Source organism: Psychroflexus torquis ATCC 700755, from assembly GCF_000153485.2.
Taxonomy (GTDB): Bacteria; Bacteroidota; Bacteroidia; order Flavobacteriales; family Flavobacteriaceae; genus Psychroflexus; species Psychroflexus torquis.
Map to the genome: position 1 here is coordinate 810,661 of NC_018721.1, position 17,847 is coordinate 828,507.

18 protein-coding genes and 1 tRNA gene are annotated in these 17,847 nt (G+C 35.9%); 4 read left to right on the forward strand and 15 right to left on the reverse strand.

Going from position 1 to position 17,847, the window contains the following annotated elements:
- Positions 1–286: 286 nt before the first annotated feature.
- The 9 genes from P700755_RS03540 to P700755_RS03575 all read right to left on the reverse strand — a co-directional run bounded on the left by P700755_RS03540 (position 287) and on the right by P700755_RS03575 (position 9,808).
- Positions 287–1,057 (reverse strand): 3-hydroxybutyrate dehydrogenase, encoded by a 771-nt coding sequence (locus P700755_RS03540; protein WP_015023381.1) that lies wholly within the window; start codon positions 1,055–1,057, stop codon positions 287–289.
- Complete coding sequence (locus P700755_RS03545; RefSeq protein ID WP_015023382.1) at positions 1,050–1,844, reverse strand: alpha/beta fold hydrolase; 795 nt, start codon at positions 1,842–1,844, stop codon at positions 1,050–1,052. Before P700755_RS03545 ends, P700755_RS03540 begins: the two co-directional genes overlap by 8 nt.
- Before the next feature lie 8 nt (positions 1,845–1,852).
- Positions 1,853–4,342: a TonB-dependent receptor gene (locus tag P700755_RS03550; protein WP_015023383.1), complete on the reverse strand. Its 2,490-nt coding sequence runs from the start codon at positions 4,340–4,342 to the stop codon at positions 1,853–1,855.
- 129 nt (positions 4,343–4,471) lie between these two features.
- Complete coding sequence (locus P700755_RS03555; protein ID WP_015023384.1) at positions 4,472–5,311, reverse strand: hypothetical protein; 840 nt, start codon at positions 5,309–5,311, stop codon at positions 4,472–4,474.
- 5 nt (positions 5,312–5,316) lie between these two features.
- The gene (locus P700755_RS03560; RefSeq protein WP_015023385.1) at positions 5,317–5,895 is read right to left on the reverse strand and encodes a hypothetical protein; all 579 of its coding nucleotides are present in this window, start codon (positions 5,893–5,895) and stop codon (positions 5,317–5,319) included.
- Positions 5,895–6,824 (reverse strand): alpha/beta fold hydrolase, encoded by a 930-nt coding sequence (locus tag P700755_RS03565; protein ID WP_051007921.1) that lies wholly within the window; start codon positions 6,822–6,824, stop codon positions 5,895–5,897. The genes P700755_RS03560 and P700755_RS03565 overlap by 1 nt, the downstream gene beginning before the upstream one ends.
- A complete protein-coding gene (locus P700755_RS20960; protein ID WP_342626353.1) occupies positions 6,802–7,797 on the reverse strand; it encodes an AMP-binding protein in 996 nt (331 codons plus the stop codon). The genes P700755_RS03565 and P700755_RS20960 overlap by 23 nt, the downstream gene beginning before the upstream one ends.
- Before the next feature lie 14 nt (positions 7,798–7,811).
- Positions 7,812–8,327, reverse strand: coding sequence for an AMP-binding protein (locus P700755_RS20965; protein ID WP_051007923.1), 516 nt, complete (start codon positions 8,325–8,327; stop codon positions 7,812–7,814).
- Positions 8,324–9,808, reverse strand: coding sequence for a sodium/pantothenate symporter (locus P700755_RS03575; RefSeq protein ID WP_015023387.1), 1,485 nt, complete (start codon positions 9,806–9,808; stop codon positions 8,324–8,326). Before P700755_RS03575 ends, P700755_RS20965 begins: the two co-directional genes overlap by 4 nt.
- A 154-nt stretch (positions 9,809–9,962) precedes the next feature.
- Here P700755_RS03575 and P700755_RS03580 point away from each other — a divergent pair, with 154 nt between their 5' ends.
- On the forward strand, positions 9,963–10,346 hold the full coding sequence (locus P700755_RS03580; protein ID WP_041758131.1) for a hypothetical protein: 384 nt from the start codon (positions 9,963–9,965) through the stop codon (positions 10,344–10,346).
- A gap of 416 nt (positions 10,347–10,762) precedes the next feature.
- Complete coding sequence (locus tag P700755_RS03585; RefSeq protein WP_015023388.1) at positions 10,763–12,646, forward strand: CocE/NonD family hydrolase; 1,884 nt, start codon at positions 10,763–10,765, stop codon at positions 12,644–12,646.
- A gap of 78 nt (positions 12,647–12,724) precedes the next feature.
- On the opposite strand, the gene P700755_RS03590 is transcribed toward P700755_RS03585, so the two are convergent.
- From P700755_RS03590 to P700755_RS03605, 4 genes are all read right to left on the reverse strand, one after another.
- A complete protein-coding gene (locus P700755_RS03590) occupies positions 12,725–13,081 on the reverse strand; it encodes a zinc ribbon domain-containing protein YjdM (protein ID WP_015023389.1) in 357 nt (118 codons plus the stop codon).
- A 59-nt stretch (positions 13,082–13,140) separates the two neighbouring features.
- On the reverse strand, positions 13,141–14,142 hold the full coding sequence (locus P700755_RS03595) for a Tll0287-like domain-containing protein (RefSeq protein ID WP_015023390.1): 1,002 nt from the start codon (positions 14,140–14,142) through the stop codon (positions 13,141–13,143).
- Between the two features lie 125 nt (positions 14,143–14,267).
- Entirely contained in the window at positions 14,268–14,939 is a 672-nt protein-coding gene (locus P700755_RS03600; RefSeq protein WP_015023391.1) for a peroxiredoxin, read from the reverse strand.
- Positions 14,940–15,016: 77 nt separating this feature from the next.
- On the reverse strand, positions 15,017–15,826 hold the full coding sequence (locus P700755_RS03605) for a sulfite exporter TauE/SafE family protein (RefSeq protein WP_015023392.1): 810 nt from the start codon (positions 15,824–15,826) through the stop codon (positions 15,017–15,019).
- A gap of 133 nt (positions 15,827–15,959) precedes the next feature.
- Here P700755_RS03605 and P700755_RS03610 point away from each other — a divergent pair, with 133 nt between their 5' ends.
- Both P700755_RS03610 and P700755_RS03615 read left to right on the forward strand, forming a co-directional pair.
- Positions 15,960–16,409: a GatB/YqeY domain-containing protein gene (locus P700755_RS03610; RefSeq protein WP_015023393.1), complete on the forward strand. Its 450-nt coding sequence runs from the start codon at positions 15,960–15,962 to the stop codon at positions 16,407–16,409.
- Positions 16,410–16,442: 33 nt separating this feature from the next.
- Positions 16,443–16,516, forward strand: a tRNA-Arg gene (locus P700755_RS03615).
- Between the two features lie 379 nt (positions 16,517–16,895).
- On the opposite strand, the gene P700755_RS03620 is transcribed toward P700755_RS03615, so the two are convergent.
- Both P700755_RS03620 and P700755_RS03625 read right to left on the reverse strand, forming a co-directional pair.
- A complete protein-coding gene (locus P700755_RS03620) occupies positions 16,896–17,192 on the reverse strand; it encodes a hypothetical protein (RefSeq protein WP_015023394.1) in 297 nt (98 codons plus the stop codon).
- 1 nt (position 17,193) lies between these two features.
- Entirely contained in the window at positions 17,194–17,700 is a 507-nt protein-coding gene (locus P700755_RS03625) for an RNA polymerase sigma factor (protein ID WP_015023395.1), read from the reverse strand.
- Positions 17,701–17,847: the final 147 nt, after the last annotated feature.

The following is a 17,847-nucleotide window of genomic DNA, read 5'->3' on the forward strand; positions in this document are numbered from 1 at the left end:
ACATGGGTAAATGGAGAACGCCGTCTGCTTAAGGCAAAAAGGGCTTATGATTATATAAAGCAAGGCTACGCCTATGTCGTCCATAATGAGAACTGTAAATAGTGGAAGTGATTCCAACTTCTTCGTTGTAGTCTCTTTAGCGATTTAGTTTAGGGAGATGAATAATTAATAGTATAAGGTTGATATCCTTATCACTGATGAATTTCTCTATAGGAATGAAAAAATCTATAAGTTAATCTCATTCAAAAGAAGGAATGCCTAGCTTTAAAATAAGACTACTTTTCTTTTATTGAGAGGTCCATCCACCATCCAGAGTAAAGGAAGAACCTGTGATGGCCGATGAGTTTTCTGCAGCCAAAAATAAGGCAAGTTCGGAGATCTTTTCTTCAGGAATAAATTCCTTCACCGCCTGCTTTTTAAGCATTACTTTTTGGATTACATCTTCTTCAGATAATCCATGGGCTTTACTTTGATCTTTTATCTGTCCTTCTACCAGCGGAGTTTTAACATAACCAGGACAAATGGCATTACAAGTTATATTAGACCCAGCACCTTCTAAGCCTAGCACTTTAGTAAGTCCTAAGATCCCGTGTTTTGAAGATACATAAGCCGATTTATATTCAGAAGCCCTTAAACCATGCACAGAAGAAATATTTATAATTCTTCCAAATCCACTTTTCTTCATTCCACCCCATACTGCCTTAGAAGCAATAAAGGCTGAGGTAAGATTCACAGCAATGATTGAGTTCCATTTTTCTAAAGGAAATTCATCTACAGGAGAAACAAATTGAATTCCTGCATTATTGATAAGTACATCAACAGCACCAAAGGTTTCAAATGTCTTTTTCACAAGATTTTCTACCTCATTAGGGTGCATAAGGTTAGCATTGGAAAAGCTAGTTTCTACATTATATTTAACTGCTGCTTCCTTGGCTATTTCTAAGCCATTGGTTTCCAGACCGTGGAACATAATTTTGTAACCCGCTTGAGCGAAGGCAATTGCAATACTATACCCTATCCCGCTAGTACTTCCTGTAATCAATGCTGTTCTAACCATTGTTTAAAAAGTTTAAAATTATCTTATTAAATTCTTCAGGTTGATCCATGGTTACCCCGTGTCTTGATTGGCTTATCACTTCCACTTTAGAATTTTTCATTTTTTTAGCGTAAGCCTCTTTCAATGATACGGGAGTATAATCCAGTTCTGAAGCTATGACCAATGTTGGAACGCTTATCTCCTTAATTTTACTTCCTATTCCCCATTCCATCAAAGTAATAAATGAGTTGAAGTAGGCCTCAACACTATTTTTTTTTGTCCTTTCATAAAAGGTATTTCTAAGTTGTATTTGGCTATCTTCTGGAAACATACCGACCGCTATTTCCTCGGCCAAAGGTTCTATCCCAAAATTTCGAAGGGTCTTGGTTCGCTTTTTTATCATGTCTTTACCCATTTCACCTAAATCATTAAAATCTGGTGCTGTATTTACTATAATGAGTTTAGAGATTAATTCGGGATGTTTCACTACCATTTCAAAAGCGACGGCACCTCCCATAGAAAAGCCCACTATTGAACACTTAACTATTTTTAATTTCTGAAGCAAAAGGACAATGTCTTCCGCACACTGAGGAATGCCGTATTCATCTCTAGTCTCTGGTTTAGATGAATTTCCGTGCCCTCGAAGATCGGGGGCAATTACCCGAAATTTTTTAGAGAGAATATCTACTTGAAAATCCCAATCAGCTTTCGTGGAGCCTAGACCATGAAGGAGAAGAATTATTTCTCCTTCACCTTTATCTAGGAATTCAAGCTGTATACTGTTGCTAAGTTTTAAATTTCGGATCATAAATGAATTTACATTTTGTTGCTTTTATTTTGACCAAATTGATATTTCAATTCTAAGAGAAACAATCTTCCGATAGACGGTGATGCCACAAATTCTCTAACTTCAGAATCGAAGATGTTGGTTATAGTAGCCCCAAGGGTTAAATTTTCATTTATATTATAGCCTAGATTTATATCAAAATTTACAAATCCTCCTAAAGGACCGTAGTTAAAAGTTCTTCCTACTCGTTCATTTTCAACGATTTCATTAATTCCATCTCCGTCGAGATCTTGAGTTTTCGCTGCTACATTAATTCCTGAGAAGAAATCATATCCCTCAACCCATCTACTGAAAATGGAGCCAAAAAATTTATTTCCAGTGTAATAGTAGCCAAGATTTGCTTTGTGTCTTGGGGTGTTAATTGGTAAATCTGTTTGGGTCACTATGCCATCTCTATTAGAATCGTTGGCAGAATCATTCTCATCGAGAGAATAATTAAAATAAGAATAATTAAAAGCCAGCTTATTACTGTCGTTCAAATAATAGTTAAGACCAAGATCTGCACCATAAGTATCCACTTTTCCAAAATTGAGATAAGTAAGGACAAATGCCCCATTTGCTCCAGGGGTAACATCAGCAATTGGAGTCCCTCCCCTTCTAACTACAGGGTTATCTGTCTGGGCTACATTTAATAATGGGCTTAGAAAATCTTCTGAAACATTGTAATAAGCATTTACATCTATAAAGAGCTTATCTCCAAAAAGTTTTCCTTTATATCCAGTTTCTAAGGATCGTATAGTCTCTACACTTAAAGCTTGAATTTCTGTACCGTCTTGTAAAGTAAATCCTTCTCCATTACCAAGAACTAAACCCCCAAAAAGATTACCGCTTAAGTTTAATATAGATGGAGCTGCAATCCCTTTTCCATAAGTAAGTCTAAAACTTCCAAAATCAAAGTTTTTAACCAGAGCTGCTTTAGGAATAAAGTTACCACCATAAAGTTCGTGATTATCATATCTTCCTACTAAAAGAATATCAAGGTCAAGACCCTCAACATTGTATTCAAGTTGACCGTAAAGGCCAGTTTGGTCTATAATTATAGCTCCATCCTGATCCAACAGATAAGTTCCTTGCGAATCTGCTCTATCTTGTTGGAACTGAGCACCAGCGACGTAAAGGAGGTTGCCAATCTGATTATTATGCTGTGCCTCTGCATTTAATCTTCGTGAAGCATCTTTAAATACTGCTCCCCTTGGCAAAGTTATTCCCCCCCCGGGAGCACCAGGAATTGGAAGAAAGGCCTCAGTAAAAGAACGGGCTCGAGCCTCTTCATCCGAAAAACCATTATTTATAAAAGATACATAATTCTGAGTTCTCTGGTTCATAGCATAAGTGTCGTCAGTATTACTCCAATGATGATAAACATTTGCAAAAAGACGAGGCGAAACAAATTTAAGCTGGGCGTAGTCTATGCTCCAGTCTTTAATCTGGTTTCTTCCTGCATTGGTTACACCAATGCTATTGTTGTTGCTGTGACCGTAGGAAGCAATGAGATCTGATCTATCAGTTAATGAATAATAAGTAGAAGCTCCATATCTTGTTACGGAGAAATCTCGGTCTAATTCCAGTTCAGGGTATGCCGTTGTCCCTACATAAACGGAATCCACATAATCAAATTCCTCCCCCTGCTGCCTCTCTCCCCAAACTTTATAGGCAAATTTATCACTAACAACCTGAGCATGGCGTGCACGCACGTTGAATTGTTTTTGATTTCCACCTGCAAGTGCGATAGTCGTTCCTTCAGATGATCTAGGATCCTTAGTAATTGTACTTATTAATCCATTATGAGCATTAGGACCATATAATGCTGCATTGGGACCTAAAATAATTTCATTTCGTTCGACATCATCTCTTATAATTGTTGAAAAACTTCCAAAAGGTAGCCCTGTTGCTATAAGAGAGGAAATTCTCCCATCTTCCACCTGAAGATTCTTACTATTGAATGCAGAATTAAAGCCACGAATATTTAGGCCAATGCCTAGAACTCCTGTTCTTACATAGTCAACCCCTTTTTGTCTCGCCGCTAATTCAGCTGGATTACCAGCATATCTCTCGATATCTTCCGAGCTTATGATATTAACAGTGGCTGGAGCCCTCGTTACTTTCTGTAGTCTTCTGTTTGCAGATATAACAACCTCATCCATCATAGATGATGACTCAGCAAGGCTGAAATTCTCTACAAGGCTAGACCCTTCTGTAATTATGATTTCACGGGAAATAGTTTTATAACCAATATAAAAAACGTCTAACATGAAAGTACCAGGGTTAAGATTTTTAAGAATATACTTACCATTAACATCAGTAACGGCACCTACATTAGTCCCCCTTAGTACTACACTAGTCCCTTTCAGAGGCATTTCAGTACTAACTTCTGAAACAGTACCACTCACACTGGTTTTTTGAGCAAATGAAGCAATACTCATAATAACGCAAAGCAACATTGAAAAATGAATCTTCATAATATTTGATTTTAAATTATTTAAGACTAAATTAAGAACCTAATCCAGCTTTATTTAACAAAAAAAAAGATTAGTTTATGTGACTGTAGAATCAAAAAGTTACTAATGCGGGTTAACTTTATGCTTGATCTAGTCTGAGAACAAGTGCGACTTAATTTCAGAAAAAAGTTCTGGTATTGTAAACGATAATTTATCGACAAACTTTAAATACTCTAAACGGCCTTTATTTGTAAAATGATGCTTTTTAGAGATTTGTATTAAGTCATTTATTAACTTTTTTTCAGAATAATTTCCCAACACGTAATTGGCAAGTGTATTATACCAATGGATCTTTGGAATAAAATCATCCAGTTGCATTACCTCAGCCTCTCTTTCGATTAAATTATACTTGTTAGTGATTTTTAGAACATCCTCATACTTTTCTAAGGTTGTGAGCAACATTAAAAAGTTTGAAAAGAAAAATCTCCAACGGTGTTCAAAAACATTCTGCTTATTGCTGTAAATAAAATTTTTAGCAAAATTCTCAGCGACTTTTAACCGTTTATTTCTTATTAAAGTTCGAATATAATGCGTGGCAAACGAAAGCTTCTGATGGTTGTCATGAGTTTTTTTAAAAAGATCGTAATTATCAATCATCAAATCGAGAGCCTCTTTATTTTTCTCCTTTTTAAGTAAAATAGCTACAAGGTTATTAATGTAAAAAAGTTTATCGCTGTTTTCTTGTTTAATTGATAGTTGAGCATAATATTCTGCCTTATCGAGATCATCAAGATTGGAGTGGAGTATCACTCGATTTGCATAGTAGTTGAAAAGAATTCGACGGGAGTACATTTGACCCTCATTAAAATAAGTATCAACTTGGTCAAAAACCTTCGTAGCCTTATCATATTCCTTATAGTTAAAATATAAAAACACTAGACGTACAAAAGCATTGTATCTGTTAAAGCCATCTAGAATATCACTGCTCATAAATTCTAGTAGTTTTTCTTCCCAATGTTTAGTGTTAAGGCTGCCCTCAGTATATTGCTTGGTAAGATCTTTAGTGGCAAAAAAAGCTGTTCCTTCACCTCCACTGCTTTAAGATAAAACTCACTGTTATCTTTCAAAAAAGCTTCAGTCAATTTACAATCTTGGTATCGAAAGCGTATTAAAAGAAAATCCTGATACACCCTCACGAGTTCATAGAATTTCTGAAAATAAAAGGAGGTCGAATTAAAGTTATCAATCTGGTTCAATAAATTCTCTTCCTCTAGAGGTTTAATTGTATCGGTTAAAATTTTATTTTCAGTGATATAAAGGTAGCTTAGATACTCATCCACATCTGCTCTTTCTAGTTTTTTTGTAATCCATTTTTTGATGTAAGTATATTTTCTCTTATCTATATTTTCATCAAAATAATGAGAAACGACTAATGAACTGGCATTGTCGCAAACTTTATTAAGAATAGATTCTTTCTCGTCATCTCTTATTTTATTATCACTTAAGAGGTATGAAGCCTCATGGGGAAGAATTCCTTCGGCAAAATCATTGAATATTTTGAGCTTGGATTTCACTATTGTTTTAAGAATTGCTTAATCTCTTCATTAACTTCATCAGGTTTTTCAAAATTAACAAAATGTCCTGCCTCGTCAATAAGTCTGACTTTAAGGGTTGAAATCCTTTCTTTAGCATCTTTTACCAAAGAGCGAATATCTTGGGATGGATGAAAATATTTATTGGGTATTAAAAGATCATTTTTCCCGTAGATCATTAAGACGGGTATTTCAATACTGGAAAGTCTATCGATTATTGGTTCATCCAACATGGCATGAATATTATTAACCACCACTTCAGAATAGATATTCATATCATCAGTATCTCTCATCGCGATTCTTTCTCTAACCATAAATTCCGCATCTTCAGGAAATTGATAGAAGTTCATTTCAAAATTATTTCTGATCTGTTCTGGTGTGGATTCTTCCACAATTGCAGTAGTATAGGAAGCTTTCATCACCATAGCCTCCTTTTCTGAGAATGTTTCTATTCCAGCAGATGCCACTAACACAAGATTTATAAAATTCTCTGGTGCATCTAACACAGTGATAACTGCGACTTGACCTCCCATAGAATGTCCTAATAAAACGACGTTAGTAAGATTCATTATTTCAATAAAACTATTGAGAAAACCAGCGTAATCTTTCAGGGAATAAGTTGTACTGTTTTTTGTGGATTTCCCGTAGCCTGGGAGATCTAGAGCTATGCATCTATAATCGGCCTTAAGTGCGGAAACATTCTTATACCAGGACTTCAAATTACTAGAAAGCCCGTGAATAAACACAAGTGTTTTTTCCCCAGAACCTTCATCTGTGAATGCGATCTTTTCGTTTGCTATTGAAATCTTTTTCACTTCTTCATCATAGTTTAAAATATCACTTATTTGGTTTTGACTTACAGCACTTAGCCAACACAATATCATGCAACTACAAAATATTCTTTTTATCATTATTCATTTTTTTAAATGCGACTTTCAATTCATATTTGTTAATTTTACCTAGTCCTGATTTGGGTAAATTCTCCATAATTATAATTTTCTGTGGAACTTTGTACGAAGCCAAATGATTTCTCAGATGAGAATTTATATCCTTTTCCTGAAGTTTTTGATTTTGAAGCACTACAAAGGCAACTCCCGTTTCACCCCACTTTTCATCTTCTACTCCAACTACTGCTGCCTCCATAATTCCTTCAAGCTGATAAAGTACATTTTCTATTTCTGAGGGATGAATGTTTTCACCACCAGATATATATATCTGGTTTTTTCTACCTAGCATATACATAAATCCATCCTCATCCATCCTCACAATATCGCCGGTGTGCAACCATTTATTTTTAATTTTTTGTAAAGTGTAGGGTGAATTATTCCAATAACCAGGTGTAACAATATTCCCTCTTATACAAAGTTCCCCAGCTTCATTTTCAACTACCTCTTCATTTTCGTGATTAACGATTTTCATATCCACGTAAAAATTAGGTTTTCCTATAGAGCCTTTTTTCCATAGCGCTTCATGCCGGTGAAGAGAAGTAATAGAAGGCCCTGCTTCGGTAAGACCATAGCCTTGGCTTAAAAGGATCCCCTTTTCTGCCCAGATATCGATCAATTTGTTAGAAAGATTCTCCCCACCTACGATAAAATAATTTAATTTTTTTGCCTTGAATCCCTTAAATGCATTGGATTTTACCATCATGCGCAACATCGTTGGTAAAGAAAGAAATAAACTTATCGGCTCCTCTTGAATGTAGATTAAAATTTTTTCTGGCTTAAACTTTCTCATGAAGTCTACTCGCGCCCCGCGGTGAAGCATTGGAAGCAATAGCACGTTCCACCCTGAAGTATGGTAGGGAGGAAGTACATTAATTGTGTGATCCATGGAAGTTATTTCAAGCTGAACAGCTGTATTGAGGCTATTCCAAAACATCATTCGGTTGGTGTAAATCACTCCTTTTGGTTTTCCTGTTGTTCCAGAAGTGAAAAAATAAATATCGGTTGCTCAGTTTCTATTTTAAAATTATACTCGAGATAATCTAAGCTTACAGTCTTTGCTTTTTCAAAAAAGCTTTTAAAAGAAATAAACTGCGTTTGCACTTGTTCTTTAATGTTAGAAACTTGTCTTTCAAATTTTACATCCTCAGCAATAATGAGTGACGGACTCACATCTGTTAAACAATAAAGTATTTCATGAGATGTATATCTGTAATTAAGTGGAACCAGAATGATACCCAAACGCTGTGTAGCGATAAAAAGCATCAGATATTCGGGAGAATGTTCAGCTATAACTGCTAATCGGTCTCCTTTTTTGAGCTGAAATCTATTGAGGAGGTAACTGCCAATCTTCAGGGAATTCTCATGAAGCTCGATATAGGAATAGGATCTTTTAGTATCTAGGCAAAAAACCGCCTTTTTGTAAGGCGTATAAAATGACCATTTCTCTATCCAGTCTAGGTAGTTCATGCTTTCTTTTTACTTATCAAATATAGAAAATTAGCAATCAGGAGAGAGACTATAATTGCGATAGCAGCAGATACTCCTGGATTATTTACAGGTTCTTGCATATACTTTGTAATTCTCCCGTAATAAATTATAAAATGAAGCGCCACAGCAGAAATACTAGCAATAAAGACGGCATTTTTTTTCACCTTTTTAAAATATATCCCAAAAAGCACAGGGACAAACGCCGCAGCAAAATAAGCATAGACTCCATTTTGAGCGAAAATAGCCACGCTAACGTTTGGATTCTTTATCTGGTCATAGCTCAAAAGAAAGCTGGCTATTGCTAAAACTACTATTACAATTTTATTTAAGGCGACGCCGCTTATAGTCTTTACTGCGGGAAAAAGTGGTGTGATAAGATCTGTACTTATAGTGGTAGAAAGTGACTGAATTAAATTTTCTAATGTTGATAATCCTGCAGAAATTAATCCTGCTACTATAATTACACCAGCACCAGCAGTAAAGGTCTTTACCACATAAGCAGAAACCAGCTCATCCATTTGAAGCGGTTCACCATTAAATGTAAGATCCGGAAATAGGACTCTAGAATACAATCCAACTACTACCACAAGAAAAAATAGAATCATACATATGATAGCGATGACCAGATATTGGTTTACTGACTTTTCACTTTTCAGGAAAAGGGTTTTTGTGATAATATGAGGCTGACAAACTATTGCGATTCCAATCACGATTTGGCAAAAAATGATCTCAAAATAATCTCTGAACAGAAAACTATCTTCGTTGGTGGGTTTAACAAGGTTTGGATCAATATTTCTAAGTGTAGATACAAATCCATCAAAGCCTTCGGTGAAATAATCTGCACCTGAGTAAAGGAGCATAATAGCGACTATAAACATAAGAATCGCTTGTATCGAATTGGTATATACCATAGAATTAGCTCCACCGAACATCATATATCCAAATACAAAAACTACCAATCCCAAAAGCACCCAAAAAGGCTCTATATTAAGTGATTTGGAAATAATCTGAGTGAGACCAACACAGATGAGTACAATAAAAGTGATTAATAAGAGAGACAGAATCGCAAAAAATATGGTCATAGCTTTACTGTCATACCGCTTCCCAATCCACTGTGCCATCGTCACTGCCTTAACAGTAGACCCATATTTTTGAAAGGCTTTTGTAAAAAAGATGAGCGAAGCAAAAATAGCAATTGGCATTACGATACCGAAAGAGATAATTCCAGAAAAGCCGTAGAGAGCTATGAACCCGGGGTTAATGATAAACGTAGCAGCGCTTGTCATTGAAGCCGCCAGTGACAAACCTACAGCCCATGCAGGAAAGCCCTTGCTCCCAATCGCAAAATCATTAATGTTTTTTGTTCTTATCATCCCTCTGACGACGAAGAAAATAATAACCATTGCATATATAACAAGAAGTATAGTCACATAAGTTGACCAAGTATCGGTTGCAAACATAGATAGAATAATTTCAAGTATGAAATTAGAGTTTAAAGCTGAATCTAAGCAACCACTTTAGAAATATAAAAGTGTGACTTATCTACTTAAACCTACAAAAATATATTTCACCCCAACAATAGCATTGAAATTTGTATGTGCGACCTGAGTTAAAATGAAAAAGAAATCCTTTGTTGAACTCTCCCCAATTGAAAAGCATTTCACACAGACTATGGGTTTTAAAACACCTCCTCCACTCCATCCCAATTGTGGTGAAGTTACCGATGAACAGGAGCTGATGGAATTTATATTTCCAAGAAAAAATGAACGGATTCTACTCCCCAAAAGTTTTGATGGAACCGATGAGGAAGTTGTCCTTCAGTTGGCACATTCCAAAAACACAGAAGTCCATTGGTATATCGATGAACGCTACCTCACCACGACCACAGAACTACATGAAACCAGTATTCACCTCCAACCAGGTCGCTACCAAATAAGTGTTGTTGACGAAAAGGGTCACTTTTTAAAGCAAGACGTTTTGGTTGAGAAGACCATGTAAATAGCTGTAATACCAAATTATATTTATAATGCCGTATGAATAAATTATAAATGCTATTTGGGCGTTTCAACCTGCTGTCCGTTTCTAGTCCGCAAGCCAAAAGCTGGAGAATCTAGGGCTGTAAAGGAGCTTCTTAGGTCCCTCTCCACAGCCAAGACTCTCTCACTTTTAGCTTTTACGGGCTAACCACTTCCATCAGGAACGCAAAAAACTATCGCTTCCAAAATTCGAAGGAAATCGCAAAACCATAAGTTTGATAGTTCTCATATCCTCAAATAATCACCATTTGGGCGTTTCAACCTACAGTCCATTTCTTTTTCCTCCGAGGCGTCCTTTAGATTAGCACATAGAAATAATCAATTAGAAATAATGAATGTTAAAATAATAACTTATTTTAGTTGCAAATTTTACTCGAAATGAAAACATCTCCAAAAACATTTATTATTTCTCTAGTCCTTTTTGTTCTTAGCAGCACGTTTACACAAGCTCAAGACGATGTTTTAAGCCAACTTGATGAAATTGCAATAATAGACTCTAAGGTCATGATGCCTATGCGAGATGGTATTCGTTTAGCCACCGATATTTACCGTCCAAAAGCAGAAGGCACCTATCCCATTATTTTTTCAAGAACCCCCTATAATTTCAATACTTGGGTAGATGGCAAACGCCGTCTACGGGAGGCAAAACGGGCTTATGATTTCGTAAAGAAAGGCTACGCCTATGTCGTCCAGAATGAAAGAGGACGGTTTTTTTCTGAAGGCGAATGGGATATTTTGGGAGTTCCACTAACTGATGGTTATGATGCTTTTGAATGGATGAAAAACCAACCTTGGTCTAATGGTAAAATAGGCACACTTGGTTGCTCATCTACTGCAGAATGGCAGATGGCTGTTTCTGCTTTAGATCATCCCTCTCATGCTGCAATGGTACCACAAGGTTTTGGGGCAGGGGTAGGTAAAGTTGGCGATATCAATGAGCAAGGAAATTGGTACCGTGGCGGAGTTGAGCAAATGCTGTTCTTTTCTTGGCTTTATGGCGTTGAACAGGACAAATTTAAACCTAGAATTCCAGAAGGAGCTAGCCAAGAGGATTTAAAGCGAATTTCTAGATTCTATGATCTTGCTCCCAAAAATCCACCAGTTGATATGTCTGAAGCCTTAAGTCATTTACCTATTCAAGACATTTTAAAAAACATCAATGGAAAGCACGAAATTTTTGATAAAATGATTCGTCGCAAACCTAACGACCCAGACTGGTATAAAGGTGGTTTGTATCATGATACTATGGAAATTGGAACCCCAAGCTTTTGGTTCACCTCTTGGTATGATGTCTCCATAACTCCAAATCTGGCTCTTTTTAATCATGTGCGCCAAAATTCTAAAGAGGCCTTTATACGTGATAATCAATATTTAGTCATTGCCCCTACTCTTCATTGTGCTTATACCAGAGCTTCAGAAAACACAGTTGTTGGAGAGCGAAGTGTTGGAGATGCTCGGTTAAATTATGATGAGCAAATAACCAAGTGGTTTGATCTTTGGCTAAAAGAAAAGTCTAATGACTTTAAGGAAACAACCCCAAGAGTTCAATACTACACGATGGGGAGCAACGAATGGCAGTCTGCAGAAACTTGGCCTCCAGAAGATACTCAAATGAACACTTTTTACTTGAATAGCGAAGGCAGTGCTAATAGCCGTTTTGGCGATGGTAAATTAACTATGGCCAAAGCAAAACAAGACTATCCAGACCAGTTCACATACGACCCCATGGCTCCAGTCCCCTCTTATGGTGGTAATGTGTGTTGCACAGGAAATGCTATAAAAGGGGGTGCGTTTGATCAAAAGGAAATGGAAGCCCGCAACGATATTTTAGTGTATTCTACAGATATTCTTAAAAAAGATACCGAAGTCTCTGGATTTATTGAATCTACTTTATATATCTCCTCCGATGTAAAAGACACCGATTTTACCATCAAGCTTATCGATGTTCACCCTGATGGTACCGCATATAATTTAGACGAAACCATACAGCGTGTGAGATACCGCGAAGGCTATGAAAAAGAAGTCTTTATGGAAAAAGGAGAGGTTTACAAATTAGAGTTAACACCTATGTCGACCAGCAATGTATTTAAGAAAGGACACCGCATTCGGATTGAAATTTCTAGCAGTAACTTTCCAAGATTTGCAAGGAACTTGAATACAGGAGGGAACAACTACGACGAGTCTGATGGCGTAATTGCACAAAATAAAATTCATCATTCGAGTCAGTATCCATCACAAATCCGTTTACCTATTGCTAAATAATTTAAATGATCATATGTAGAAACTTAGATATGCCTTATAGTTCTATGAGAAAGATGTTATGTTACATTAAATTTTTATCTATGCTTTTTTGACAAACTCAGATTTCAAAGCCATGGCTCCGAAATCTTTAATCTTGCAATCGATATTATGATCACCCTCTATTATCCGAATATTTTTCACTTTGGTGCCTGCTTTAATGGCTTTAGGAAATCCTTTCACAGGAAGATCTTTTACAATAACGACGCTATCCCCATCTTCAAGGGGATTTCCATTAGCATCCTTGATAATTATATGGAGTTCAACTTCACTTTCTTTAGTTTCGCCTTCCTTAGAATCCCATTCAAAACTACATTCAGGACAATTGTAAATTCCACTTCCAACTGAATACCCGTATGCAGATGAGCAATTAGGACATACTTTCATTTCTTCTGACATTATATTTTTTTTAGTTTATGGGTATCAGACTTTAAAAACTCAAAAAGCTGTAACTTATTTTATTTATCCTTATCGAAACTTATACTCCACATTCCTCTAACATCATTAACATCGTAACCAATAGCTTTATCCTTAGGATATAACTCTTTGATTTTATCGTAGGTGTCTCTTTGGATTTCTTTTCCTGGAGTTCCATGACATTTTAAACACATACCATTGGTCACAATAGGATAATAGAAATTCACTTTTTTATTTTCCTCTACAACTATGGGCTCTGGCTCTTCGCCATTTTTTAAAATCTGCTTGTAAAGCGAAATATAATCCAGTTCTTGAGCATTGGCTTTGTTATTAGGGTTTCTGTTTTTATCCGATACTCTTTTGATAATTGCATCATGCTTAGTGGCCATAGAATCTGTAAGCGGCATGGCTTGTACATTACAAAATGACAAGGCATGCATTACACCTTCTTTCTGGATTGCTCCCATCAAATTTTTACCTAAGGTCGCTTTAGTAGACTTGGCATACGACATGCCTATCTGGGCATAACTCTGGTCTGATTCAGCAAGTTGTGCTGCAGACTTTCCGTCTTGTTCAAACGTCCTCCCGTGTTTATCTTTGTAATGATTTTGAAACCAATTGGGTTCTTCAATTTGATAGTCAAACATATAGGAAGCAATAGCTTCGATATCTTTTTGTGCATAAGGCTGATAGGGCATAAGTCCAAAACGTTTTGCAGCCCCTTCTAACTTTACTTTTTCAAGGCTTGGTTGTTCTACAAAAGACCATAAATCCTTAATGAAATCCTCTTTAGATTGAGCATCTTTCAGATACCTTGCTTTTATAGCAACCATAGGTGGAGCAATCCTAGAGCTTTGAGAAGAGCTTGGACTATGGCATAGATAACACTTATTTTCCAAAAGTATTTTTCCTTTAGCAGCTATTTCTTCTGAATTTATTTCCGTTGACTTCAATTTAATATAGTCGTCTTTATAGGCTTTGGGATCTTTCTTGCAAGCCAAAAGAAGCGATACAAATAGGATTAGGAAAGATAGAGACCTCATGATAGTTATATTTTAATTAAAAGTAATCCACTCAAATCAGTTTGATGGTAACTAAAGTTACAAGAACCAAAAAAAAGCAGAATCAAAATTCCGCTTTTTATAATCCACTCAATTTAAAGTTCTACCTAAAATTGTTTCTTAGCCAAATACCAAGTTGTCTTTTCAACAGAATCATCTTTCAATCTAGCTTCGTAATCCTTTAATGTTTTTGGAGGTGGTACAATACCTTTATCCCCTTTTTTCCAGTCTAATGGGCATGCTGCTCCATTTTCATCAGAAAATTGTAAAGCCTCTAGACATCTTAAGATTTCATCCATATTTCTACCAACATTCAATGGGTAATACATGATTAATCTTATTTTCTTGCCAGGATCGATAAAGAACACCGCTCTTACGGCTGCTGTTTCACTTTCATTTGGCTGCAGCATTCCGTAAAGTTTGGAAACTTTCATATCGATATCTGCAATAATTGGAAAATCCATATAGACTCCAGTATTTTGCTTTACGCTATCTACCCAACCAATGTGAGAATGGATGGAGTCAATACTCAAGCCTAATAATTCTGTATTAAGGGCTTCAAATTCTGACTTACGTTCAGCAAATCCACTCATTTCTGTAGTACATACTGGAGTAAAATCAGCCGGGTGAGAGAACATAACAATCCACTTTTCTGGAGCAAACTCAGACATTTTTATATTACCTGTTGTTGTTACAGCCTCAAAATCTGGAGCTTGATCTCCAATTCTAGGTATGCTCATCACTTCTTGTATTTGACTTTCTTGTTTTAAATCTTCCATAGTTATCTTTTTAATTGTGGTACACAATATAAGTTTAAGCTATGTATTTTTAAGTAACAATAGTTACAGGCTATACTTTAATGAGTAAACTCTTTATAAACAATATAAACGCCCATCAGGAAGACAAACCAACCAAATCCTTTTTTGAGTTTTTTTCCATCGATAAACTTGTTTAGCCAAATCCCTATAAATATACCTGCCACAGAAAGGCCTGTAAATAATCCTAGGAAGCTCCAATCAATTTCAATGTTTTGTACATCGCCTAAAAATCCGATAAGGGATTTTACAGCTATAATAAGCAATGAAGTGGCTACCGCCTTTTTCATAGGTAATTTGGCTAGTAACACCAAAGCTGGAATAATTAGAAAACCTCCACCAGCACCAACGATTCCCGTAAGTGCTCCAACGACAACTCCTTCAATAATAATTAAAGGATAATTGAATTTCACTTTTCCTTTTCCCTCTACTTCCTTTAGTTCTTTATTTTTATCCTTAATCATAGAATAAGAAGCCAGTAACATGATTAATGCAAAAAAGAGCATAATACCGATGTTTTTGGTGACTTCAAAACCACCAACACTAAACAGAGAATCAGGAATTGCTGGAACAGCATACATTCGAGTAAGGTAAACTGTTATAAAAGCAGGAATTGCAAAAACAACTGCGGTTTTAATATCGACCAATCCTTTTTGCATATTTCGCACGGCACCCACAAGACTCGCAGTACCCACCACAAATAAAGAGTATGCAGTTGCTGTTACAGGATCTTCCGCCAAGAGATACACCAGCACAGGAACGGTGAGGATTGATCCTCCACCACCAATGAGGCCAAGGACGACACCTATAATTAATGCTCCAAAAAAACCTAATAATTCAATGATTTCCATAGTATCTATAAATAAGCCTAAGTCTACAAAGTTAAAGATAATGTTAAACGAATGCAGTAACTTTGGTTACATTGAAGCTATTGCATTCCAAATCTAATCGAAATAATTATTTACCTTAGCAGAAAAAAACAGAATGGCACTAGAACAAGAGGTGATGCAAAAAATGAAAGAAGCAATGAAAGCTAAGGATAGCGTTGCTTTGGCATCTTTAAGATCTATTAAAAATGAAATCCTAAAAGCCAAGACCGCTACATCCAATAAGGAAGATATGGATAAGACTGAGGAGCTAAAGTTGGTTCAAAGGTTAGTAAAACAGAGAAAAGATAGCGCCGACGTGTATCTGGAACAAAACAGAAAAGACTTAGCCGATGCAGAACTTGCTGAAGTGGAGGTCATAGAGCAATTTCTTCCTGCACAATTGAGTGAAGAAGAAGTAGATAAAGAAGTAAAGGCAATTATCCAAGAATCTGGGGCGACTACTATGAAAGATATGGGAAAGGTTATGGGAATGGCTTCTCAAAAATTGGTGGGGAAAGCAGATGGAAAAACCATTTCAAAAATCGTAAAAGATAATTTGTCTTAACCTATATAAGTTGTATTGTTGCATGAGAATACTGGCCGCGTAGTTCAACTGAATAGAATATCAGATTTCGGCTCTGAGGGTTGGGGGTTTGAATCCCTCCGCGGTCACGAATAAGTAGTTTAAAATTAAAAAAAACGCCAAATTAATTTGAGCGTTTTTTTTCATTTGGACTACTTTCAAAGCGGAACGCTTAGGGATGCGCGGAGCGAATCCTATCACTACACTCAAGAAACCACGTTTTTTTAAACGTGGTTTCTTGCTTTCAGAAGGTGTAGCAAATCGCAGATTTGGTAAAGCGAATTGAAGATATAAAAAAGCATCGCTTTTTTAGCGATGCTTTTTAATATTATGTGGCGCCCGATTTAAAAACTTAACCTTTTCGTTGACCTCTCTCTTACCTTCAGCAAACGTTCAACATAAGGAATACTGGTAGGTGAATTTTTACATTCGATAATCAGAAAGTGGGATTCTATCATTTTTTAAAATCTAGAATTTTTTTCTTTTTAATTTTTTAAGAAACTTTTTTAATAATTGAGACATTTTTGATAAATCCCTAGCGATAGAGTCTTTTTCCCATTGGCTCACATTTCCTTTATAGTGTTTCCAAGACGATTTGATTTTTGCTACATCAGATTTTATGGCATCTTTTTCCCATTGGCTCGTATTAGCCTTTAATTCTTCAATTAAAGTTGAAAATTGAAAATTAATTTTTTCTCCTTGAGATGAATTTCCCCATATTTCTTTTACGTCTTGCCAAGTTTCTCTTTGTTCCTGTTTTGCCATTTTATTTTAATTTAGGGGTTATACACTCCAATAATATTTTTTTTATTCTTTTCATTTTTACAGCAATGTGATTTTCAGTCAGATCCGTTATTGCTGCTATTTCTTTATAAGGCAGTTCGTCTAAATGAAGAATAACGATGGATCCATCAACTGCATTCAAAAGGGAAATACAGTCACGTAGTGCCTTAAACTTTTTCTCTTCAATTTCATCTGGAATAGTTTCCGAAAGCTTGAACTGGATGGATTCTAATCGCGTGGTTTTGTTGTTCAAGCTATCAAACTGTATTTTGGAGCGATTGCATACATTTAGTGCAATTTTATAAATCCAAGTGCTGATATTAGATTTCCCCTTAAATGTCGAATATGACTTCCAAATGTGATATATGACTTCTTGGAAAAGATCTTGTGGTTCAATTGGTGAAACAGCATATATTCGACATATTCTGTAAATACTGGTCTTATTGTCTTCCAGAATCTGATTAAATAGCTGTTCTTCTTGTTTTTGCATAGTATGTTCTTTCTATTTCCTGTTCTCTATTAACCTTAGTGACAAGAAGTGTCAAAATATGACAAGTATTTCGGTTTATTTTCAAAGTTTTCAATTATCGCTAACAGATTATATCTAAAAAGAAGCTACTTTTTGGATTAACACAGA

What these genes read in the sequence shown, in the direction of transcription:
- P700755_RS03540 (WP_015023381.1), bottom strand. Translation starts at nt 1,057, where the DNA reads ATGGTTAGAACAGCATTGATTACAGGAAGTACTAGCGGGATAGGGTAT.
- P700755_RS03545 (WP_015023382.1), bottom strand. Translation starts at nt 1,844, where the DNA reads ATGATCCGAAATTTAAAACTTAGCAACAGTATACAGCTTGAATTCCTA.
- P700755_RS03550 (WP_015023383.1), bottom strand. Translation starts at nt 4,342, where the DNA reads ATGAAGATTCATTTTTCAATGTTGCTTTGCGTTATTATGAGTATTGCT.
- P700755_RS03555 (WP_015023384.1), bottom strand. Translation starts at nt 5,311, where the DNA reads ATGAGCAGTGATATTCTAGATGGCTTTAACAGATACAATGCTTTTGTA.
- P700755_RS03565 (WP_051007921.1), bottom strand. Translation starts at nt 6,824, where the DNA reads ATGATAAAAAGAATATTTTGTAGTTGCATGATATTGTGTTGGCTAAGT.
- P700755_RS20960 (WP_342626353.1), bottom strand. Translation starts at nt 7,797, where the DNA reads ATGATGTTTTGGAATAGCCTCAATACAGCTGTTCAGCTTGAAATAACT.
- P700755_RS20965 (WP_051007923.1), bottom strand. Translation starts at nt 8,327, where the DNA reads ATGAACTACCTAGACTGGATAGAGAAATGGTCATTTTATACGCCTTAC.
- P700755_RS03575 (WP_015023387.1), bottom strand. Translation starts at nt 9,808, where the DNA reads ATGTTTGCAACCGATACTTGGTCAACTTATGTGACTATACTTCTTGTT.
- P700755_RS03580 (WP_041758131.1), top strand. Translation starts at nt 9,963, where the DNA reads ATGAAAAAGAAATCCTTTGTTGAACTCTCCCCAATTGAAAAGCATTTC.
- P700755_RS03585 (WP_015023388.1), top strand. Translation starts at nt 10,763, where the DNA reads ATGAAAACATCTCCAAAAACATTTATTATTTCTCTAGTCCTTTTTGTT.
- P700755_RS03590 (WP_015023389.1), bottom strand. Translation starts at nt 13,081, where the DNA reads ATGTCAGAAGAAATGAAAGTATGTCCTAATTGCTCATCTGCATACGGG.
- P700755_RS03595 (WP_015023390.1), bottom strand. Translation starts at nt 14,142, where the DNA reads ATGAGGTCTCTATCTTTCCTAATCCTATTTGTATCGCTTCTTTTGGCT.
- P700755_RS03600 (WP_015023391.1), bottom strand. Translation starts at nt 14,939, where the DNA reads ATGGAAGATTTAAAACAAGAAAGTCAAATACAAGAAGTGATGAGCATA.
- P700755_RS03605 (WP_015023392.1), bottom strand. Translation starts at nt 15,826, where the DNA reads ATGGAAATCATTGAATTATTAGGTTTTTTTGGAGCATTAATTATAGGT.
- P700755_RS03610 (WP_015023393.1), top strand. Translation starts at nt 15,960, where the DNA reads ATGGCACTAGAACAAGAGGTGATGCAAAAAATGAAAGAAGCAATGAAA.
- P700755_RS03620 (WP_015023394.1), bottom strand. Translation starts at nt 17,192, where the DNA reads ATGGCAAAACAGGAACAAAGAGAAACTTGGCAAGACGTAAAAGAAATA.
- P700755_RS03625 (WP_015023395.1), bottom strand. Translation starts at nt 17,700, where the DNA reads ATGCAAAAACAAGAAGAACAGCTATTTAATCAGATTCTGGAAGACAAT.